This window comes from Endozoicomonas sp. G2_2, assembly GCF_017744135.1.
In the GTDB taxonomy this organism is placed as follows: domain Bacteria; phylum Pseudomonadota; class Gammaproteobacteria; order Nevskiales; family Salinisphaeraceae; genus Salinisphaera.
On the sequence record NZ_JAGHQU010000003.1, the window covers coordinates 294,370 to 315,287 of the forward strand.

16 protein-coding genes are annotated in these 20,918 nt (G+C 65.4%); 10 read left to right on the forward strand and 6 right to left on the reverse strand.

The genetic code is table 11. The features are described 5' to 3' along the window. Positions 1-352: 352 nt before the first annotated feature. Positions 353-2,266, reverse strand: a complete 1,914-nt coding sequence (locus J7355_RS05485; protein WP_209060660.1) for an ATP-binding cassette domain-containing protein — start codon at positions 2,264-2,266, stop codon at positions 353-355. A gap of 191 nt (positions 2,267-2,457) precedes the next feature. Between J7355_RS05485 and rmuC the strand changes: the two genes are divergently transcribed. The 7 genes from rmuC (at position 2,458) to J7355_RS05520 (ending at position 10,020) form a co-directional block, all read left to right on the forward strand. Further along, on the forward strand, positions 2,458-3,840 hold the full coding sequence (gene rmuC / locus J7355_RS05490) for a DNA recombination protein RmuC (RefSeq protein ID WP_209060662.1): 1,383 nt from the start codon (positions 2,458-2,460) through the stop codon (positions 3,838-3,840). Next, entirely contained in the window at positions 3,837-4,955 is a 1,119-nt protein-coding gene (gene moeB / locus J7355_RS05495) for a molybdopterin-synthase adenylyltransferase MoeB (RefSeq protein WP_209060664.1), read from the forward strand. Before rmuC ends, moeB begins: the two co-directional genes overlap by 4 nt. Before the next feature lie 111 nt (positions 4,956-5,066). Continuing rightward, positions 5,067-6,773, forward strand: a complete 1,707-nt coding sequence (locus J7355_RS05500) for a carbon starvation protein A (protein WP_209060665.1) — start codon at positions 5,067-5,069, stop codon at positions 6,771-6,773. Beyond that, complete coding sequence (locus tag J7355_RS05505; protein WP_209060667.1) at positions 6,770-7,237, forward strand: hypothetical protein; 468 nt, start codon at positions 6,770-6,772, stop codon at positions 7,235-7,237. Before J7355_RS05500 ends, J7355_RS05505 begins: the two co-directional genes overlap by 4 nt. Positions 7,238-7,287: 50 nt before the next feature. Beyond that, positions 7,288-7,551, forward strand: coding sequence for a cory-CC-star protein (locus J7355_RS05510; RefSeq protein ID WP_209060669.1), 264 nt, complete (start codon positions 7,288-7,290; stop codon positions 7,549-7,551). Further along, positions 7,551-8,519, forward strand: coding sequence for a TRC40/GET3/ArsA family transport-energizing ATPase (locus tag J7355_RS05515; RefSeq protein ID WP_209060670.1), 969 nt, complete (start codon positions 7,551-7,553; stop codon positions 8,517-8,519). Before J7355_RS05510 ends, J7355_RS05515 begins: the two co-directional genes overlap by 1 nt. 334 nt (positions 8,520-8,853) lie before the next feature. Continuing rightward, positions 8,854-10,020, forward strand: coding sequence for a GGDEF domain-containing protein (locus tag J7355_RS05520; protein ID WP_209060672.1), 1,167 nt, complete (start codon positions 8,854-8,856; stop codon positions 10,018-10,020). A 36-nt stretch (positions 10,021-10,056) separates the two neighbouring features. On the opposite strand, the gene J7355_RS05525 is transcribed toward J7355_RS05520, so the two are convergent. The 5 genes from J7355_RS05525 to J7355_RS05545 all read right to left on the reverse strand — a co-directional run bounded on the left by J7355_RS05525 (position 10,057) and on the right by J7355_RS05545 (position 16,079). Further along, the gene (locus tag J7355_RS05525) at positions 10,057-11,082 is read right to left on the reverse strand and encodes a hypothetical protein (protein ID WP_209060679.1); all 1,026 of its coding nucleotides are present in this window, start codon (positions 11,080-11,082) and stop codon (positions 10,057-10,059) included. Positions 11,083-11,197: 115 nt separating this feature from the next. Further along, positions 11,198-12,391, reverse strand: a complete 1,194-nt coding sequence (locus J7355_RS05530) for an NAD-dependent epimerase/dehydratase family protein (RefSeq protein ID WP_209060681.1) — start codon at positions 12,389-12,391, stop codon at positions 11,198-11,200. Positions 12,392-12,393: 2 nt separating this feature from the next. Continuing rightward, positions 12,394-13,434 carry a glycosyltransferase family 1 protein gene (locus J7355_RS05535; protein WP_209060683.1) on the reverse strand — a complete coding sequence of 347 codons (1,041 nt, stop codon included), beginning with the start codon at positions 13,432-13,434 and terminating at the stop codon, positions 12,394-12,396. Between the two features lie 846 nt (positions 13,435-14,280). Next, on the reverse strand, positions 14,281-15,261 hold the full coding sequence (locus tag J7355_RS05540) for an NADPH:quinone oxidoreductase family protein (RefSeq protein WP_209060684.1): 981 nt from the start codon (positions 15,259-15,261) through the stop codon (positions 14,281-14,283). A 185-nt stretch (positions 15,262-15,446) separates the two neighbouring features. Then, positions 15,447-16,079, reverse strand: coding sequence for a TetR/AcrR family transcriptional regulator (locus J7355_RS05545; protein ID WP_209060685.1), 633 nt, complete (start codon positions 16,077-16,079; stop codon positions 15,447-15,449). A 183-nt stretch (positions 16,080-16,262) separates the two neighbouring features. Here J7355_RS05545 and J7355_RS05550 point away from each other — a divergent pair, with 183 nt between their 5' ends. The 3 genes from J7355_RS05550 to J7355_RS05560 are packed head-to-tail and all read left to right on the forward strand — an operon-like array spanning position 16,263 to position 20,850. Beyond that, on the forward strand, positions 16,263-18,059 hold the full coding sequence (locus J7355_RS05550) for an acyclic terpene utilization AtuA family protein (RefSeq protein ID WP_348523001.1): 1,797 nt from the start codon (positions 16,263-16,265) through the stop codon (positions 18,057-18,059). Between the two features lie 2 nt (positions 18,060-18,061). After that, entirely contained in the window at positions 18,062-19,228 is a 1,167-nt protein-coding gene (locus J7355_RS05555; protein WP_209060691.1) for an acyl-CoA dehydrogenase family protein, read from the forward strand. A gap of 5 nt (positions 19,229-19,233) precedes the next feature. Beyond that, positions 19,234-20,850, forward strand: a complete 1,617-nt coding sequence (locus tag J7355_RS05560) for a carboxyl transferase domain-containing protein (RefSeq protein ID WP_209060692.1) — start codon at positions 19,234-19,236, stop codon at positions 20,848-20,850. The last annotated feature ends 68 nt before the right edge of the window (positions 20,851-20,918 follow it).

Sequence of the window (20,918 nt, forward strand, 5' to 3'; positions counted from 1 at the left end):
AGTGGTCGCGCCTGTATTCGGGTCCCGTGTGGCGCGACGAGAAGCGCAGGGCCGAAGGGTGTCCAGCGCATGCGCCGGTGCGGCCAGCTGTTTGAGGATCGCCAAAGCGATCCGAGTTCTGGCCGCATCCCTTCGGGCCGAGCATCGCAGTGCACCGGCACGAAGTGCCGGCGCGCAACCCGGGTGTCTTTTTCCTTTGCTTACTTTCTTTTGGACAAGCAAAAGAAAGTGAGTCGCACAGCAGTGCGAAACCAAAGGAACGATAAACTCGTGCGCTGTTTAAAACTCGTGGCTTGATCCAACAGTCTACGGCCCGAGAGTAAGCCACTCTTGCTGCAACGCGAGCTGGCCCTTACCCCTGACGCGCTTCCAGCGCCTCCCAACGCTCCAAAGCGTTCTCGAGATCGGCCTGCGCCTTGCCAAGCTCTTCGGTCTTGCGCTTGATCTCGTCCGCCGGCCGGTCGTAGAAGCCGGCCTTCGCGAACTCCGCCTCGAGCCCCTCGATCCGGGCTTCCAGCTTCTCGATCATATCCGGCAACGCGCGCAGTTCCTTGCGCTCGGCGCTGGACAGGGGATTGGCCGGCTGCGCCTTGGGTTTGGGCGCGGCGGGCGCGGGTTTCGAGGCGGCGGTCTTAGGTTTGGTCATCGAGGTGGCCGGGGCTGCCTCAGCCGGGCGCTGGCGCAGCCAGTCGGTATAGCCGCCGACATAGTCGTTGACCTTGCCGTTGCCTTCGAACACCAGACTGCTGGTGACCACGTTGTCCAGGAACGCACGGTCGTGCGAGACGAGCAGCAGGGTGCCTTCGTAGTTCATCAGCCGTTCCTCGAGCAATTCGAGGGTTTCGACGTCGAGGTCGTTGGTCGGCTCGTCCATGATCAGCAGGTTGGCGGGCCGGGTGAACAACTTGGCCAGCAGCAGGCGATTGCGTTCGCCGCCGGAGAGCACATGCGTCGGGCTGCGGGCGCGTTTGGGCGAGAACAGGAAGTCCTGCAGATAACTCATCACGTGCCGATCCTGGCCGTTGATGGTGATCGAGGAGCGTCCCTGCGCCACGTTGTCGAGCACGCTGATGGAGTCGTCGAGCGCGGCGCGGTGCTGATCGAAATGGGCGATATCGAGATTGGTACCGAGCTTGATGGTGCCGGCATCGGGCTCGATACGGCCAAGCAACAGGTTGATGAGCGTGGTCTTGCCACAGCCGTTGGGGCCGATGATGCCGACCTTGTCGCCGCGCTGGATCACCGTCGACAGATTATTGACGATCGGTTTTTCGTTGTTGCCGTCGCGCCAGGTGTAGGCCAGGTTTTCGGCCACGATCACATGCTTGCCCGAACGCGCGGCATCCTGGGTGATGATATTGGCGTTGCCGCCGCGTTCGCGGCGCTCGGCGCGCTCGGCGCGCATGGCTTTCAGCGCGCGTACACGGCCTTCGTTACGGGTACGCCGGGCCTTGATGCCCTGGCGGATCCAGACTTCTTCCTGGGCCAGGCGCTTGTCGAACAAGGCGTTGGCCTTCTCTTCGTCGGCCAGCATCTTTTCCTTGCCTTCGGTAAACGTGTCGTAGTTGCCGGGCCAGGAGGTGAGCTTGCCGCGATCGAGGTCGATGATGCGGGTGGCGAGATTTTTCAGAAACGCGCGGTCATGGGTGATGAATAGCAGCGCACCGTTCCAGGCCAGCAGCATCTCTTCGAGCTGGGCGATGGCGGCGATATCCAGATGGTTGGTCGGCTCGTCGAGCAGCAGCAGATCGGGTTCCTGCACCAGCGCGCGGGCCAGCAGCACGCGGCGTTTCTGACCGCCGGATAGCGCCTCGAACTGCCAGTCCGCGTCCAGGTTCAGCCGCGACAGGGTGGACTCGACCTGCGGCGCGAGCGTCCAGCCGTCCATTGCCTCGACGCGCGCCTGGGCCTTCGAGAAGGCGTCCATCACGTCCTCGCCGGCCGACAGGCGGGCCGTGAGGTCGTGAAAACGCGCCAGGGCCGCGCCCACGTCGCCCAGGCCACCGGCCACCACGTCGAACACCGCACCGGACGTGCCGGCCGGGACTTCCTGTTCGAGCCGGGCGATACGCAGGTCGGGCTTCTGCTCGCGGGTGACCTCGTCCGGCTCGATCTCGCGCGAGACGATACGCATGAGCGTGGACTTGCCCGTGCCGTTGCGCCCGACGAGGGCGACGCGCTCGCCGCGGTCGATGCTGATCTCGGCATCGTCGAGCAGCGGATGGGTGCCGTAGGCCAACCGGAGATTGCGCAGTTGCAGGATCATGGGCGCGAAAACGTCGCGAGCAGAGAAATCAAGCGCGCATTGTACGCGCCGCCCGGCTGGCTTGGTGCGCCGCCGCATCGGCTGCGATTCGATCCGGTCCGCCGCCGCCTTGGATGCAGCGTTAGACTGAGCACAGACCGAATTCGTACCGACCGCGCCCGCGCCTGCCGATGACCACACAAGCTATTGTATTGATTGTATCCGCGCTGATTCTGGGGACGCTGATAGGCGCGGCGCTGGCCGCGCTGTGGGCGCGTTCCGCCCAGGCTCGGCTCGCTGCGGCGCGCGACGTCGCCCAGCGCGAGATTGATACCCAGGCGAGCACGCTGGCCGAAACGCGCCGCGCGCTGGATGACGCGCGCCAGACGCTCGCCGATGCGCGCAGCGAAAACGCGCGGCTGGAAACCCGGCTGGAAGGCGAGCGCCGCAATAGCGAGGAAAAGCTCAAGACGCTCACCGAGGCGCGCGAGGCGCTCACCCACCAGTTCAAGACGCTGTCGCAGGAAATTCTGGAAGAGAAGAGCAAAGCCTTCACCGAGCAGAACAAGGCCAGCCTCGAACCGCTCATCAACCCGCTGCGCGACCATATCGGGCGGTTCGAGAAACAGGTCAAGGAGGCCTACGACGCGGAGAACCGCCAGCGCAGCGCGCTCGCCGAGCAGGTGAAGATGCTGGAGCAGTCCAACAAGGCGATCGCCGAGGATGCGACCAACCTCACCAACGCGCTCAAGGGCGAGTCCAAGACCCAGGGCAACTGGGGCGAGATGATCCTGGAAACCGTGCTGGAGCGCTCCGGCCTCGAACGCGGCGCCCAGTACGACACCCAGTTTTCGACCACCACCGAAGACGGCAAGCGCCAGCTGCCGGACGCGGTCGTTCATCTGCCCGGCGAGCGCAGTCTGGTGATCGATTCCAAGGTCTCGCTGGTGGACTACCTGCGCGTGCACGAGGCCGATGACGAAGCCGCTCGCCGCGTGGCACTCAAGGCGCATATCGATTCGGTACGCCGTCATCTCAAGCAGCTTTCGGCGAAGAACTATCAGGGCATCGCCGCGATCCGAACGCTCGACTATGTGTTCATGTTCATCCCGTCCGAGGCGGCCTATGTCGAGGCGCTGCGCGGCGATTTCGACCTCCAGCGCGAAGCGCTCGACGCCAATATCGCGTTGGTGTCGCCGACCACGCTCATGCCGATGCTGCGGGCCGTGGAAAACCTCTGGCGTCTCGATAAGCAGGAGAAGAACGCCGAGGCGATCGCGGCGCGTGCCGGTACGCTCTACGACAAGTTCGTCGGTTTCATCGGCGATCTCGACAAGGTGTCGCGCAACCTCGACACGGTGAACAAATCCTTTGCCGATGCGCGCAACAAGCTCACCGAAGGCCGCGGCAACCTCGTGCGTCAGGCCGAGATGCTCAGCGCGATGGGCGCGAACACCTCGAAGACGATGCCGAAAAGCTGGCACGAGGCGGGCCAGCTCGGCGCTGATCGCGCGGCCGCCGACGACAGCACGGACGATGCCGGGCTCGACGCGCTGGACTCGGACGAAAACGACGACAACGGCGACGACACATGAGCCTTAAAGACCAGATCGCCGCGCTGCGCACGCGCCTGCCGCCGGTCGACGCCGAACGGGCCGCCGAACTGACGCGCCAGGGCGCGCTGCTGGTGGATATCCGCGAGGCCGACGAGATCGCCCAGGGCACGCCGGTGGGCGCGAAACCGCTGGGTCGCGGTTTTCTTGAGATGCGCCTGGAGCAGGAAGCGCGCGATCCCGAGCAGACGATCCTGTTGCTGTGCGCCTCCGGCTCGCGCTCGCTTCTGGCCGCCGATCAGCTCTCGCGGCTGGGTTATACCGACGTGCGGTCGGTCGAAGGCGGCTTCGATGCCTGGAAGGATGCCGGCCTGGCGTTCGAAACACCGGCCATGCTCGACAACGCGGACCGCGCCCGCTATGCGCGCCAGCTGACGTTGCCTGAGGTGGGTGAAGCCGGGCAGACGAAACTGCGGGATGCGCGGGTGCTGGTCGTCGGCGCCGGTGGGCTCGGCTCGCCGGCGGCGTTCTATCTGGCGGCCGCCGGGGTGGGGCATATCGGTATCGTCGATCACGATGTGGTCGATCGGTCGAATCTGCACCGCCAGATCCTGCATCGCGATGCCAGCGTCGGCCAGCCCAAGGTGCGCTCGGCGATGGCCACGTTGAATGCGCTCAATCCGAGCGTCGTCATCGAGCCGATCGAGGCGCGCGTGAACGAAGACAACGCCGCCGATCTGGTCGCCGGCTACGATCTGGTCGTCGATGGCTCCGACAATTTCAATGCCCGCTATGCCGTCAACGATGCCTGTGTGGCCGCGCACATTCCGTTGGTCTATGGCGCGGTCGAGCGCTTTGCCGGGCAGGTGGGCGTATTCCCGGCTGGCGGGGCACCCTGCTATCGCTGCCTGTTCGCCAGCGCGCCGCCGGCCGGGGCCGCGCCCACCTGTGCGGAGGCCGGTGTGCTCGGCGTGGTGCCGGGCCTGGTGGGCACGTTGCAGGCGCTGGAGGCGATCAAGCTCATCGTCGGCATGCCGGACACGCTGTCCGCGCGCGTGCTCACGCTCGACGCCAAGACCCAGCGCTGGCGCAGCCTGCAGATTCCCGACGACCCGGCATGTGCGGTATGCGGTCACGGCAAGCGTCGGCCGGTATAGAGAAAATTCCCTGATACGTTCGTCGAGTGGCGTCGGTATGCTGCGCGTTGCTAGCATTTCGCTGATCAGCCAGCGCCGACGTTCAAAGGCGCGTTAGCGAGGGGAAACGATATGCCGGCTTTTCTGTTGATCGTGATCACGCTGGTGGCGTTCTATCTCGCCTACCGTTTCTATTCGCGCTATCTCGCCGAAAAGGTCTATCGGCTCGATCCCAACTTCGTCACGCCCGCGAACGAGCTGCGCGACGGCGTGGATTTCGTGCCCACGCACAAGCATGTGCTGCTTGGCCATCACTTCACGTCGGTGGCCGGTGCGGCGCCGATCGTGGGCCCGGCCATCGCCGTCTACTGGGGCTGGTTGCCGGCGCTGACCTGGGTGGTGCTTGGCACCATCTTCGCTGCCGGCGTGCACGACTTCGGCTCGATCGTGGTCTCCGCGCGCAACCGCGGCCAGAACATCGGCACGCTCTCCGGCAAGGTGGTGTCCGCCCGTGCGAGTACGCTCTTCTTGCTGATCATCTTCTTCCTGCTCACGCTGGTGAACGCCGTATTCGGCGTGGTGATGGCGATCCTTTTCGAGGCCAACCCCGGCGCGGTCGTTCCGGCACTGATCGTGATCCCGATCGCGGTCTTCATCGGGCAGTGGGCCTATCGCATGGGCCGCTCGATCATCATTCCGTCGATCATTGGCCTGCTGCTGCTCTATATCGCGATCCCGATCGGTCAGGCGTACCCGATTTATGTCGACGGGCTGGCCGAAGCCGTGGGGCTTTCCGTACGCACGACCTGGATCATTCTGATCTTCGCCTACACCTGGATTGCCTCGCGCCTGCCGGTGTGGGTGCTGCTGCAGCCGCGCGATTACATCAACGGTCAGCAGCTGATCGTTGCTCTGGTCGTGATCTTCCTCGGTGTGCTGGTCGGCTGGGACACGGTCGCCGCACCGGCGGTCAACGAAGTGGCGCCGAACTCGCCGCACTGGTTCCCCTATCTGTTCATCACCGTGGCCTGCGGCGCGATCTCCGGTTTTCATAGCCTGGTCGCTTCCGGCACCACCTCGAAGCAGCTCGACAAGGAGCCGGAAGCGCGCTTTGTCGGCTACGGCGGTGCACTCGGCGAAGGCGCACTGGCGCTGGCGGCCATCCTGGCCTGCACGGCCGGCCTCGGTGCGGCAGGCGACTGGAACGCCGCTTACGCCGACTTTGGCGCCGCCTCGGGCGGTGCGCTGGGCAACTTCGTGAACGGCACCGGCCACTTCCTGAGCAATCTCGGTATCCCGGCCACGCTGGGCGCGACGTTCGCCGCGGTGGTGGTGATCACCTTCGCCGGCACGACCATGGATACCGGCGTGCGCCTGCAGCGCTATATCCTTCAGGAGATCAGCGAACTTGCCGGCATCAAGGCGCTGGCCGGGCGTGTCAACGTGCTGACCACGCTGGCGGTGCTGATTCCGCTGGGTCTGGCACTCGTGCCGGGCGGCGAGAGCGCCGGCGGCAAGGGCTTTGCCTTCGGCCGGTTGTGGACGCTGTTCGGTACCACCAACCAGCTGACCGCCGGCCTCGCGTTGTCGATCATCGGCGTGTGGCTGCTCGCGCGTAACCGCAACCCGCTGGCCGCACTCATTCCGCTGGTGTTCCTGCTGTTCATGACCACCTGGGCACTGATCCTCAACCTCGGCGATTTCTTCGCCAAGGGCGATTGGCTGCTGCTGGTCATGGACGCAGCCATCTTTGTGCTGGCGGCCTGGCTCGCGGTCGAGGCGTTCACGGCATTCAATCGCGAACGCACCAATCCGAGCGCGGCCACCGCGGACCGATGAGCCCGACCTCCCTGCCCGCGCATGCCCGACGCGGGCCTCGGGCAGGGGTGCGTTCGCACCAGGCGATTCTGGTGCGCGAGCAGGATTCCCAGCACAGCGGTTCCGGCTGCTGTGGCCGACTGGGCGAATGCCATACCGAGTTGGGCAAGGCGGCGGATTTCAGCCATAGCCGTGCGCGCATGGAACAGGTCGGTGAGATATACCGGGCGTTGGCCGAGGCCGCACCGGATCTCGACCTGGTCGTCGCCGATCCGCGTAATTTCGTCTGGCTCTACCCGGCGATCTGGCGCGCTGCACGCAAAAACGGCCTGGGTGTTGGCGCGACGCTGCGTTCGATGGCGCGCGCCGGCGCGCCGATTGCGGTCGTGGTCGACGGCGAGACCCTGTTCTCCGGCCGGCTGCCGGAGAGTCGAACGGTCGTGAACGCCGTGCTCGATCGAGTCGCGCTACGCTTCGACGCCTGAGCCGCGGCACTCGTGCCGCTTTACACGCATCGTCCGAAAGGCAGCTGATCATGGCCAACGACAAGAGCCTGTGGCAACGCATCTCCGACTATCACGACGAACTGTTCATGGCGCCGTGGCGCGCCGGCATCGCCCGTGAGGCGCGCTCGGAAGAAGACGCGCTGGTCGCGCTGTTGTTTCTGGAGGCGCTCGGTATCCCGGGGCCGGCCGACTACTACGCGCTCGAGCTTTACCCCGATCTGATCGAGGCGTTCCACAGCTGGCATCAACGCATGGGCATGGAGACGTTCCCGGAAGCGGGTGTCTGCTGCTGATGGCGGGCGCACAGCACGCGCATCACCACCACGAACCGACGCGTTTCTATCTGTTCGGCGGCAAGGGCGGGGTCGGCAAAACGACGCTCGCGGCGGCGAACGCGCTGCGGCTGGCGGCCACCGGCCAGCGCACGCTGCTGGTGTCGACGGACCCGGCGCATTCGGTATCCGATCTGCTGGAAACCCGCCTGACCGCCGAGCCGACGGCCGCCGGCGACAATCTCTGGGCCATGGAGATCGACCCGGAGGCCGACGCGAAAGCCTATGTCGAGGGTATCCGTGAAGACGCCGAATCGGCGGTTTCCAAGGCGGTTCTGCCGGCGCTGGATCGGCATCTGAAACTCGCGGTGCAGGCGCCGGGTACGGCCGAGTCCGCGCTGTTCGACCGCTTCACGCAGATCATGACCTGGTGCCCGGATCAGTACGATCAGGTGGTGTTCGATACCGCGCCGAGTGGGCACACGCTGCGCCTGCTCACCCTGCCGTCGATGCTGGGCGCCTGGGTCGAGGGCCTGCAACAACAGCGCGCCAGGGTGAACAAGCTGCAGGGCATGTGGCGCACGATGGCGGGTGTGTCCGAGCCGGACCGCGAAGACCGCGTGCTTGCCCGCCTGCGCCAGCGATCCGAGCGTTTTGCCGAAGCGCGCAAGCGGCTCCACGCGGAATCGGTGTTTCACCCGGTGCTTCAGGCCGAGCGCCTGCCGATCGAGGAAACCGCACGGGTGATCGAACAGTTGCGCGACACGCAGATTCCGGTCGGCGCGCTCTATGTCAATCGTCTCTGGCCGGCAGACGATGCCAGCGCCTTCGTTACCGAACGTGTGGCCCAGCAAAACGAGTATCTGACCGAGATTCGCGAGCGCTTCCGCGACTTCGAGCTCGTCGAAGTCGCCCAGAGCGCGCGCGATATCGTCGGGCGTGATCAGCTGAATGCGCTCGCCGCGCGCCTTGCGGATACCGGCGCGTAGCGACTGACCTCCACGCCGGCGCTCGAACGGCACCGTCGTGATGCGAAACGGCATCGACTGGATGCCGTTTGCAAGAATGCATGTTGGGCGTTGCGGGTGTTCGTCGCACTGCTGTTGTAGGCTTGCGGTACGAACGATGGCTTCGGCCGCCGGGCGAAGGGGGCAGCGACCGAAGTCAACGACGGTGTCCGCTGCGTAATGGGCCGTCGGTTGCGAACAGCCGCTGCCAGGGCCGCGCTAACAGCGGTTCGCAGGGTTCACGCGGATGTGCGGCCGGGCCTGTCGTCTCGCCGATGAGCACGAGGCGACAGCAGATCTTAAGGACTCACATGCCATGGTGAGCTACCCGTTGCTGGCGGTAAGCGGGCGTCTGCACTATCGCCGGCTGGTCGATTTCCTGCGCGCCACGCGTGACCCGGAGTATCTGGCGGCGAAAGCCATGGATATTGGCGATTTCAGCCGCCTGGCGATTCTGTTTGCCGCGGTTTTTCTATGCGCCGCGATTATCTGGGATCACGCGATCGATCCGATCAACGCCTCGCAGGCGGCCTGGTTGCGTGTGGTCGAGGCATCGGCCGTTCTCGCGTGGGTGGTGGCCAGTCGCGAGGATATTCATTCCAGGCAGGCCCGCATCGCCGCCTTGCTAGCGCCGCTGTTCGTCGAGATCACGTTTCTCAAGATTCTGTCGATGCTTGATGGCGGCGGCTCCTATGGCATGGGCGGCATTCTCTACGGCTATATCTTCGGGCCGTTTCTCGTACTCGCCCAACCGTTCGGTTTTGCCGTGCTGGTGCTTTTGATGCCGACGATATTTCCTGCCGTGGCGGGCATGCTCGGGCTGTCCTTCGGCGTGGATATGGCGCTGTTCAGCGCCTATGTGTGGATGGGATTCGTGCCCATTGTGTTCATTCTGCTGACCTTCGAGTATCTCTATTGGAAAGTGTTCTCGTATCGCCGCCAGGTGGAGCGTCAGGCGATTACCGATGGGCTCACGCAGATTGCCAATCGCGGCCATTTCCTCAGCGAATCGGCACGTTGCCTGGAGCGGCATCGTCGATACGGGCATTCGGCATGCCTGCTATTCATCGACGTGGATCACTTCAAGACGATCAACGACACCTATGGACATCGCGTCGGCGATGCAGCGATCCGTTATGTCGTGCGCACGGTCTTGCCGCTGGTTCGCGAAAGTGATCTTTTTGCCCGCTATGGCGGAGAAGAGTTCGTGGTGCTGTTGCAGGAAACCCCGGCAACGGTGGCCAGTGGCATCGCCGAGCGCATGCGTGCTGCCGTGGCCGCTCACGAGTTCAAGCCGGCGGGTCGCAACACCCGGCCGGTTACGCTGACCGTGAGTATCGGCGTGTCTTCGTTCGACCCGGGCCGGGATAGCCCGGATATCGATGTGCTGGTGCATAACGCTGATCGGGCACTCTACGAGGCCAAGCGGCAGGGGCGCGATCGTGTGGTCAGCAATGTCGACGCCTTGATGCCGGCCTGCTAGCGCCGAAGCGCGGCCAGCGGTCGACCAATCGGTCGCTCAGTCCAGCAGCCGGATTTTCAGGCGGCGAACCAGTTCGCCGGCCTGATCCGCGGTGAGATGGCGGGCGAGCACGACGGTGCGGTTGCGCAGGTTCATCGCCACACGGGCCTTGCTGTCCGCGAAGACCGAGACCGGGCTGGGTTCCGGCGTGTCTTCGCTGACCGTGGTCACCGGCAGGGTGAGCGTCTGCCGCCGGTTTTCCGGATTGTAGTAGTCGTCTACCTCGTCCGCGGTGCCGTGACGTACGTAGATGCCGCCGATATGGGTCCGTGGATAGCGGCCGCGATCGCCACCGGCGACTACGGTCAGTGTGGTGTCGTCGATCACGATTCGGGCCAGCGGCGTGCGTCGCGAGGCCGTTAGGCTGGCGGCTGCCCCGGTAAGGCCGATCGTGATGATCGCGATGGCGGCGATGGGCAGTAGGGTCAGGACCGCGATATCCGGAAAGTGGGTGTCCAGCCAGAGCGCGAGCGCGCCGAAGACGATCGCCGCATCGACCACGACGCTCAGGAGCCGGTTCAGCGGACGCCAGCGATTCTGGAGCACGTCGAGCGCGACCGCGCCGTCGCGGCGCCGGCGTTCGATTATGGTGGGGGCGTCGTCCGCGATACGCCGTGTCGAGAGCGCCATCAGCGCAACGGCGGCGGCGAGAACCGCCATGCCGGCCAGCGTGACGTCGAGGGGCATGCGATGCGACGGGCCGGCGAATGGCGTGAGCCAAAGGCCCAGTCCGATGATCGCGAGTATCGCCCCGGCGAGGCAGGCCCCGGCCCAGCGCGTGCGCCCGCGCGCGCACTGCACCAGTGCGGCGAGCGCCAGCACGGGGACCGCCCACGCGAGCAGCGGCGACACGGTATCCGATGCGGACGGCCGCTCGAGCCCCGCCAATGCATCGAGTACGCCACGCGTGACCATGAAGCCGGACGGCAACGACCCGTCCCCCAGCGTCAGCCAGGGTGTGAAGTACAGCAGCAGCAGCGCAGCGGTCAGCGCGGCCGGCGTCCAGCGGGCGTTCAGTTCCAACGGCGAAACAGTCGGTTCACGGGTGGATTGGCAGTATAGGCCAGTCCCGGGTGAACCGGATTAACGACCGCAGCCAGCAACGCGATGCCGGCCCGGCGCCGGCGCTGTGCAATCCTCAGGATGCGGCCCGCTGGCGCGGCTGTTCGCGCGGCTGGACCCACTGCGAGGTCGCCACGATGCGCGCGTCGTCGCAGCGGTCGGCATAGCGCTGGGCGATATCGATGATCTCGTTCAACAGGCTCCCACGCAGAGTGGTGGGCTCGAGTCCGAGATCGAGAAGACAGGCGTTGTCCACGCACAGATCGTTTTCGGCGGCCTCGCGGCGCGGATTGTCCAGATAGGCGATTCGTGCGCCGGTCATGTCGGCGACCAGCCTGGCGAGTTCGCCCACGCGCCAGGTTTCGGTCATCTGGTTGTAGATGCGCACACGCTCGTTACGCTGCGGCGCGTTGCCGATCGCCATCTCGATACAGCGCACCGTGTCCTGGATATGGATGAAGGCACGGGTCTGGCCGCCGTGGCCGTGCACGGTGAGATCGTGGCCGACCGCCGCCTGCATGAGAAAACGATTGAGCACGGTGCCGTAGTCGCCGTCGTAGTCGAAGCGGTTGATCAGGCGTTCGTCCAGCCGCGTCTCGCGGGTCTGCGTGCCCCAGACCACGCCCTGGTGCAGATCGGTGATCCGCAGGCCGTCGTTCTTGTTGTAGAAATAGAACAGCAACTGATCCTGGGTCTTGGTCATGTGGTAGATGCTGCCCGGGTCCGGCGGGAACAGGATCTCGCGCTGGGTGCGCGTGCCGGTGCTGTCGTCCACCTCGACGGTGAGATAGCCCTCGGGAATGCGCAGGCCGCCGCCGTAGCCGTAGACCCCCATCGTGCCCAGGTGCACCAGGTGGGCATCCACGCCGGTCTCGACCAGCGCACAGAGCACGTTCTGGGTCGCGGCGAGGTTATTCTCGACCGTGTAGCGTTTCGCCCGGGCATGCTTCATGGAATAGGGTGCCGAGCGCTGTTCGGCGAAATGCACGATGGCATCGGGCGCGAGGCGGTCGATCGTGGCTTCGAGCCGGTCGTACTCGCGGGCCACGTCCATATGCAGCGCGGCGATGGTGCGGCCGGTGATCTGTTTCCAGGCATTCAGCCGCACGTCAATCGGCGCGATCGGCGTCAGCGAACTCACACCGAGTTCGTTATCGATATGCCGGCGTGAAAGGTTGTCCACGATGGTTACGTCGTGGCCCTGGCCGGACAGGTGCAACGCCGTTGGCCAGCCGCAGAAACCGTCGCCGCCGAGTAGCAGTATCTTCATTTTCAGACCTCCAGTGCCGGGGGATCGAAACGCAGCTGCGGGCGCCGTGCCGGCGCCAGTTGGGAGGCAAATTCCGCGGCCGATGCAGCCCAGCCGTTCGCGCGGGCATAGGCCAGGCCGGCAACGCCGTCGAGCTCGATGGCGGCGCGCGCGGCGGCGCGCAGGTCGTCGTCGAGCACGCCGGTGACGTGCTGTTGCACGACCTGTTTCGGGCCGGTGACCGGGTAGGCCGCCACCGGCACACCACAAGCCATGGCTTCCATGAGCACTAGTCCGAGGGTGTCGGTACGACTGGGAAAGACCATGCAGTCGGCCGCACAGATATGCCGCACCAGATCCTCGCCGAGACGCATGCCGACGAAGCAGGCATCCGGATAGCGGCGTTCGAGCGCGGCCCGCGCGGGACCGTCGCCGACCACCAGCTTGCTGCCCGGCAGATCGAGTTCGAGAAACGCCTCGACGTTCTTTTCGGGGGCGACACGGCCGAAGTACATGAATACCGGCCCGGCCAGATCGAGTGTCGCCGGTGTCACGGGGCGAAACAGCCGTGTATCCACGCCGCGACGCCAGAGTGCGAGGCGCGCAAAGCCGCGGTCTTCGAGATAGTCCGCCATGGGCGGCGTGCTGACCATGGTGCGCACGCTGCGCCGGTGGAATACGTTGAGCACGCGATAGCCCAGCCCGACCGGAATCAGCGGCCAGCGGGCGTTGATGTATTCCGGAAACCGGGTATGAAACGAGGTGGTGAATCGCCAGCCGCGCAGACGGCAGTACAACCAGCCGGCCAGGCCCACGCTGCCTTCGGTCGCGATATGCACGGCATCGGGCACGAAGCGTTGCAGGCGTCGCGCCACGCCGGGCAACGGCGCGGCGGCGAGCCGAATCTCGTTGTAGGTCGGGCAGGGGACGGTGACGAACAGGCCGGGGTGAATCACGAGTACATCGTGGCCGGCGCTTTCGAGTTCATCGACCAGCGCGGTCAGCGCGGTGACAACGCCGTTGATCTGTGGCTGCCACGCGTCGGTGAGTAGGGCAATGCGCATGCGTCTCCTGATGGCGGCCGGTTGTCATAAGGAAAACCGGCTTTTACGGAAGCGCAGTCTGGTGTGTGTGTATAACCCCGCGATGACGGGTGGGTTGCGGTTTCGTGACAGTTGGCGTGTTTCTGGCGCGGAGTTTTGCCTGCGGACTGGGCTTTCGAGTCTTTTGGGCGACTCACGAGTTTGTCGTTCCTTTTGTTTCGCACTGCAGTGCGACTCACTTTCTTTTGCTTGTCCAAAAGAAAGTAAGCAAAGGAAAAGGACACCCGGGCACAGCGCCGGCGCAAAGCGCCGGTTCACTCCGACACGCAGCGGCGACGGGATGCGTACAGAACTCGGATCGCTTTGGCGATCCTCAGACATGCTGTACGCACCGGCGCAGTGCGCCGGACACCCGTCGCCACTCCGTGTCTCCGTCCCCGTGCAACGGGCCTGAATACAAACGCCAGGCCCACAGCGAGAGTCACCTAACCCGACTGGCCGCCATTTGGATTGCGCCTCCGTTATAGTCGGATTGGGCAAACGCCTAATGCGACACAAAAGGCGCGACCTTGACCGAGCGACAGACTAGCTTGCCTGTACTGGGTCCCCTTGGGCGCAGGGCACCGATGCGTAGCATCGGCGCAAGACAGGGCGCCTTTTGTTTTGGCTACTTTTATTTGGGCGAGCAAATAAAAGTGGCTCGCACAGCAGTGCGAAACACCAAGCTCAAATCCGCCTAGATGATTGGTCTAGAGTCATTATCAGCCGCAGGCTTGCGACTCTGCATGCGAAGAAATGAACGCGGTCTCAGGCAGGACCTCGAATCAGGCCCTGCCCGAGCCATGCGCGGCCGGATCCCGCCGCGGCCTATTCCTGCGGCTTGATCACCACCTTGCCCGACACCGACCGCGAGGCCAGCGCCTGAATGGCTTCGCCCCCGCGTGCCAGCGGATAGGTTCCGGAGATGTGCGGACGCAGCTTGCCTTCCGCCAGCCAGTTGAACAGCGTCTTGAGCTGTTTCTGGTTTTCTCCCGGTTCGCGCTGGGTGAACGAACCCCAGAATACGCCGACGATCGAGCAGCCCTTGAGCAGGGCCAGATTCAAGGGCGGTTTCGGAATGGTGCCGGCCGCGAAGCCGATCACCAGCAGACGGCCGCGCCACGCGGTGCCGCGCAGGGCCTTTTCGGTCATGTCGCCACCGACCGGGTCGTAGACCACGTCCACGCCCTTGCCATCGGTACGCGCCTTGATCGCGTCCTTGAGGTCTTCGTCGACGTAGTTGATGACCTCGTCCGCGCCGTGCTCGCGGCAGACGTCCAGCTTCTCGGTGCTCGACGCGGCGGCGATCACATGGGCGCCCAGCGCCTTGCCGATTTCGATCGCCGCCAGGCCCACGCCGCCGGAGGCGCCCAGCACCAGCAGGCTCTCGCCGGACTTCAGCGCGGCGCGGTCGGCCAGGGCGTGATAGGTCGTGCCGTAGGTCATCACGAAGGCGGAAGCCGTCACGTGGTCGACGCCGTCCGGCATCGGGATCACGCGGTTGGCGTCGGTCGCGATCTGTTCGGCCATGGCACCGAAGCCGGTGAACGCGATCACGTTGTCGCCGGCCTTGAGATGCTTCACGTTGTCGCCGACGGCGGCAACCGTGCCGGACAGTTCGCCGCCGGGAGAGAAGGGCAGGTCCGGCTTGAGCTGGTACTTGTCTTCGATGATGAGGCTGTCCGGAAAGTTCACCGCGGCGGCCTGCACGTCGATGAGCACCTGATCGGCGCCGACGTCCGGCGTGGGCATGTCTTCGACGACCAGCGTCTCCGGCGGGCCGAACTGCTTGCAGAGCAATGCTCTCATTCCATCTCTCCTTCGTATCGTTATCTCGTGTCGGGCGCGGCCCGATTCGTGAACGGACGTTCGTTCAGCATTCTGCCTGAATCGACGCCGCTTCGGGGCGTGCGCGCGAACTCATGGTTCTGCGGCTTTGAGTATGCCGCCGGTCCGGAGGTTCCGAACGAACCGGGCCCGGCGGGTTTTGTCGGTCAATCGACGGCGTAGCGCGCCAGGAATGTGGCCGCGGCCTCGTCACAACTACGTTGTACCTTGGCAGACGACGGTCGGCGTTCGTCGTTGAGCATGCGAGGCCAGAAAACCACGCTGGAAATCATGCCGAGAAACTGTTCCGCGGCGAGGCCGGGATCGGCGACACGCAGCGTGCCGAGCGCGTGCTCGCGTTCGATGAATGCCTTGACCGCAGCCAGAAACGGGCCGTGGCCGCGCTGTTCCAAGGCGTGTCCCATTTCCGGCAGCCGCAGCGCCTCGGCGATCAGCGCGCGCACGAGCGGATGAAAATGCGGCGTCAGGATCAGCCGGGCGTAGTGCTGCGCGATCTCGGGCAGGACCGTCCGCGGTTGGCCGGCCGGCAACTCGGCCAGCGACTCCGGCGACGCGTCGAGAAACGGGCGTTCGATGATCTGGGCGAACAGCTCGTCCTTGCTCGGGAAGTGTCGGTACAGCGTGGCGGTCGACACATCGGCGGCGCGCGCGATGCGGCTCAGGCTGGTGCCGGAAAAGCCGCGATCGAGAAAACATTCGAGCGCGGCGTCGAGGATCGCATCGCGTTTTTCCTGTGAGATCTGGCGCTGGTAGGCGGCCGCCGGGCTGGCGCTGGGCATGGGCGAGTCGGCTGTCGGTGATGTGCTCAGTCTAGCGTATTTAGCCCTAAAGTGAGTCACTCGACTTGACTTAGAAAATGCCGCGTCGCAGTCTTTCTGTCGAACAGCCCGGGCGCCGGGTTCGCGGCAGACATGAGCGCCGCGACGCGGGGGCGGGCATCGCCACATGGAGTGACAATCGCCGTGGATTCGATTCGTATCGGCTGTGCATCCGCCTTCTGGGGCGATAGCAACGCGGCTGCCGCGCAGCTCGTCGAGCACGGCGAGCTCGACTATCTGGTTTTCGACTATCTGTCGGAAATTACCATGTCGATTCTGGCCGCCAAGCGCCGGCGCGACCCGAATGCGGGCTATGCCGAGGATTTCGTCAGCCACGCGCTCGCGCCCGTACTCAGCACGATCAAGGCGCGCGGTATTCGTGTGATCAGCAATGCCGGCGGTATCAACCCGGCCGCCTGTCGCGACGCCCTCGTAGAAGCCGCGGCGGCTGCCGGTGTGGAATTCAATATCGCCATCGTCACCGGCGACGATCTCATGGACCAGCGCGAACGCCTGGAAGATGCCATTACCCCCATGCCCGGAGAGGGGCCGATGCCGGCTCGGCTCGTGAGCATGAATGCCTATCTCGGGGCGCCGGGCATCGTGGCCGCGCTCGCCGACGGCGCGGATATGGTGATCACTGGCCGCTGTGTCGACAGCGCCGTCGCGCTCGCGCCGCTGATCCACGAATTCGGCTGGGCGTGGAACGACTACGACCGGCTCGCCCAGGGCAGCCTGGCCGGGCATATCATCGAATGCGGCTGCCAGTGCACGGGCGGCAACTTCACCGACTGGCATCTCGTCGCCGACGGCTTTGCCGACATGGGCTACCCCATCGTCGAGGTCGAGCCCAGCGGCGACTTCGTCGTGACCAAGCCATCAAATACCGGCGGGCTGGTCAGCCCTCACACCGTGGGCGAGCAGATGCTCTACGAAATCGGTGATCCGCGCGCGTATCTGTTGCCGGATGTCGCTTGCGATTTCACCCGCGTACGGCTCGAGCAGGTCGGCGACGATCGCGTCTCGGTACGCGGTGCGGCCGGCCGCGCGCCGAACGCCGACTACAAGATTTCGGCGACCTATATGGAGGGCTATCGCTGTACCGCGCTGTTCGTGGTCGGCGGCATCGATGCGCCGGCCAAGGCGCACCGCATCGCGAACGCAATCCTCGCGCGCTGCGAGCGCCTGTTCGGCGAAGCAGGGCTCGCCCCGTTCGCGGGTCGAGAGATCGACGCGCTGGGGGCGGAGTCCATGTACGGCGCGCATGCGCGCGCCGGCGCCGCCGCGACCCGGGAAGTGGTCGCCAAGATCGCCGTGCGGCACGACACGCGTGAAGCGCTCGAGCTGTTTACCCGCGAGATCGCCGAGGCCGCGACCGGCATGGCGCCGGGCCTGACCGGCTTTTTCGGCGGCCGGCCGAACGTGAGCCCTGTGATTCGCCTGTATTCCTGTTTCGTGCCCAAGGCCGACGTGCCGGTCACGGTCGAAACGCAGTCGGGCGCGCGCGCCGTGCCCCTCGCGACCGAGGGCGGCTTCACGCCGGACGCGCTGCCAGACACGAACGGTACCGAGGTCTGGCAGGTCGGCCCGGATGCCGTGCCCGTGCCGCTCGTTCGTCTCGCGCTGGCGCGCAGCGGCGACAAGGGCGACGCCGCCAATATCGGAGTGATCGCACGTGATCCGGCCCATCTGCCGTACCTGCGCGCGGCACTGACCGATACAGCGGTGGCCGCGTATTTCTCGCATCTGCTCGACGGCGAAGTGAGGCACTGGGAGCTGCCCGGCACGGCGTCGATGAATTTCCTGCTCACCCGCGTGCTCGGCGGCGGGGGCATCGCTTCGCTGCGCACCGACCCGCAGGGCAAATGCTTCGGCCAGATGTTGCTCGATTTCCCGATTCCCGTACCGGCCGTGCTCGCGGCGCGGCTGAATGAGGCCTAACCATGCAGTTCACCCCCGAACATGAATCCCTGCGCGATACCGTCGCCCGTTTTGTCGACAAGGAGATCAATCCGCATGTCGACGCCTGGGAGGCGGCGCAGCAGTTTCCCTCCCACCAGCTGTTTCGCCAGATGGGCGATCTGGGCCTGCTCGGCATCCACAAGCCCGAAGCCTATGGTGGTATGGGCCTCAATTATTCCTATGCCATGGTCGCCGCCGAGGAGCTGGGCCGGATCAAATGCGGCGGCGTGCCGATGGCGATCGGCGTGCAGACCGATATGGCCACGCCTGCGCTCGCGCGCTACGGCAGCGATGAACTGCGGCGCGAATTCCTGGCTCCTGCGATCGCCGGCGAACAAGTTGCCGCGATCGGCGTGTCCGAGCCGCAGGCCGGCTCCGATGTCGCCCAGCTCAAGACCACCGCGCGCGTCGACGGCGACGACTACGTCATCAACGGCTCCAAGATGTGGATCACCAACGGCATGAAGGCCGACTGGATCTGTCTGCTCGCCAACACCTCGGACGGCCCCGCGCACAAGAACAAGTCGCTGATCGTGGTGCCGCTGGATACGCCGGGCGTGGAGCGCGCGCGCAAACTGCATAAGCTCGGGATGTGGTCTTCCGATACGGCCCAGCTGTTCTTCGACGACGTGCGCGTGCCGCGGCGCCACCTGATCGGCGAGGAGGGCATGGGTTTCACCATGCAGATGCAGCAGTTCCAGGAGGAGCGCATCTTTGCGGCGGCGTCGGCGCTCAAGGGTCTGGAGAATATCGTTCAGCGCACCGTCGAATACACGGCCGAGCGCCAGACCTTCGGCACGCCGATCCTGCACAACCAGGTGGTGCATTTTCGCCTGGCCGAACTGCAGACCGAGATCGAGGCGTTGCGATCGCTGGTCTATCGCTGCTGTGAACGCTACATCGCCGACCCGAACGACAGCGGCGTGCTGCAGTTGGCCTCCATGGCCAAACTCAAGACCGGCCGGCTGGTGCGCGAAGTCACCGATGCCTGCTTGCAGTACTGGGGTGGACAGGGTTACATGTGGGAAGCCGAGGTCTCGCGGGCCTACCGCGATACGCGGCTGGTCTCGATCGGCGGCGGGGCGGACGAGGTCATGCTCGGCATCATCTGCAAGACCATGGGCATTCTGCCCGGCCAGCGCGGGTAGTCGCGGTGGCCATTTTGCCTACAAGCGTCGAGCCGGCGTCCGAGACGTACAAGCGCAACCGCGACGGCATGCTCGCCGCCGTCGATGCGCTGCGCGAGATCGAGGCGAGCGTACATGCCACCGAGCAGAGCAAGGCCGCCCGTTTTCGCGAGCGTGAACAGCTGCTGCCGCGTGATCGCGTGAACCTGTTGCTGGATCGTGGCTCGCCGTTTCTGGAACTGTCCACGCTGTGTGGCTACGGCTGCCACGACGACAACGACGGTTCGCTCGCGGGCGGCAACAGCATCTGCGGCATCGGTTATGTATCCGGCGTGCGCTGCATGATCAATGCCTCCAACAGCGCCATCAAGGGCGGCACGATGACGCCCTGGGGCGTGCAGAAGACGCTACGTGTCCAGGAGATCGCGCGGCTGCAGAAGCTGCCGGTGGTGTCGCTGGTGGAATCCGGCGGCGCCAACCTGCTCTATCAGGACGAGATGTTCGTGCAGGGCGGGCGTACCTTCGCCAATCAGGCGCGGCTGTCCGCCCAGGGCGTGCCACAGATCACGGTCGTGCACGGTTCTTCCACCGCGGGCGGCGCTTATATGCCGGGCCTGTCCGACTACGTGATCATGGTGCGCGGTCGCGCGAAGGTGTTTCTTGCCGGCCCGCCGCTGCTCAAGGCCGCGACCGGCGAGATCGCCGACGACGAAGAGCTCGGCGGTGCCGACATGCATGCCGGCACCGCCGGCACCTGCGAATACCTGGCCGCGGACGACGCGGATGGCATCCGCCAGGCGCGCGAAGTCGTCGCCCGGCTGGACTGGAACGCGAACCGGCCCGCGGCCGCGCCGCCCGCCTTCGCCGCGCCGCGCCACGATATCGACGAACTCTGCGGCCTCGTCGGCGACGATCACCGCAAGCCCTACGACTGCCGCGAAGTAATCGCGCGCCTGATCGACGATTCCGACTTCGACGAATTCAAGGCCGATTTCGACGCCCAGCTGATCTGCGGACACGCCGCGATCGAGGGCCGGACGGTGGGCTTTCTCGGCAACAACGGGCCGATCACCACCAAAGGCGCGAACAAGGCCGCGCAGTTCATCCAGCTCTGTTGCCAGTCGGACATCCCGCTTGTGTTTCTGCAGAACATCACCGGCTACATGGTCGGCAAGGACGCCGAGCAGGGCGGCATGGTCAAGCACGGCTCGAAGATGATTCAGGCGGTGGCGAACGCGCATGTACCCAGGATCACGCTGGTGATCGGCGGCTCATTCGGGGCTGGCAACTACGGCATGTGCGGGCGCGGTTTCGACCCGGATTTCATCTTCGCCTGGCCCAACTCGCGCACCGCGGTCATGGGCGGCGAACAGGCGGCGGGCGTGATGCGCATCGTCACCGAAGGCAAATACGCCGCCCGCGGCGAGTCCGTGCCGGAAGGCATGATCGAGAAGATGCATGCCGGCATTACCGCCAAGTTCGAGGAACAGGCCCACGCCTTCTACGGCAGCGCGCGCCTGTTCGACGACGGCCTGATCGACCCGCGCGACAGCCGCCGCGTGTTGGCATTCACGTTGTCGATCTGTCGCGACGCACGACGGCGCAGCCTGTCGCCCAACAGCTTTGGCGTGGCGCGTTTCTGATGGGCGTCCCTGTTCATGGGCGGGGTCACGGCAACGGACTCTGTGGTTCCTCATTCGCCCGTCGCGGT

Bases quoted from the DNA above. Each gene is read 5' to 3' on its own strand.
- J7355_RS05485 (WP_209060660.1), bottom strand. From the start codon at position 2,266: ATGATCCTGCAACTGCGCAATCTCCGGTTGGCCTACGGCACCCATCCG.
- moeB (WP_209060664.1), top strand. From the start codon at position 3,837: ATGAGCCTTAAAGACCAGATCGCCGCGCTGCGCACGCGCCTGCCGCCG.
- J7355_RS05500 (WP_209060665.1), top strand. From the start codon at position 5,067: ATGCCGGCTTTTCTGTTGATCGTGATCACGCTGGTGGCGTTCTATCTC.
- J7355_RS05505 (WP_209060667.1), top strand. From the start codon at position 6,770: ATGAGCCCGACCTCCCTGCCCGCGCATGCCCGACGCGGGCCTCGGGCA.
- J7355_RS05510 (WP_209060669.1), top strand. From the start codon at position 7,288: ATGGCCAACGACAAGAGCCTGTGGCAACGCATCTCCGACTATCACGAC.
- J7355_RS05515 (WP_209060670.1), top strand. From the start codon at position 7,551: ATGGCGGGCGCACAGCACGCGCATCACCACCACGAACCGACGCGTTTC.
- J7355_RS05520 (WP_209060672.1), top strand. From the start codon at position 8,854: ATGGTGAGCTACCCGTTGCTGGCGGTAAGCGGGCGTCTGCACTATCGC.
- J7355_RS05530 (WP_209060681.1), bottom strand. From the start codon at position 12,391: ATGAAGATACTGCTACTCGGCGGCGACGGTTTCTGCGGCTGGCCAACG.
- J7355_RS05535 (WP_209060683.1), bottom strand. From the start codon at position 13,434: ATGCGCATTGCCCTACTCACCGACGCGTGGCAGCCACAGATCAACGGC.
- J7355_RS05540 (WP_209060684.1), bottom strand. From the start codon at position 15,261: ATGAGAGCATTGCTCTGCAAGCAGTTCGGCCCGCCGGAGACGCTGGTC.
- J7355_RS05545 (WP_209060685.1), bottom strand. From the start codon at position 16,079: ATGCCCAGCGCCAGCCCGGCGGCCGCCTACCAGCGCCAGATCTCACAG.
- J7355_RS05555 (WP_209060691.1), top strand. From the start codon at position 18,062: ATGCAGTTCACCCCCGAACATGAATCCCTGCGCGATACCGTCGCCCGT.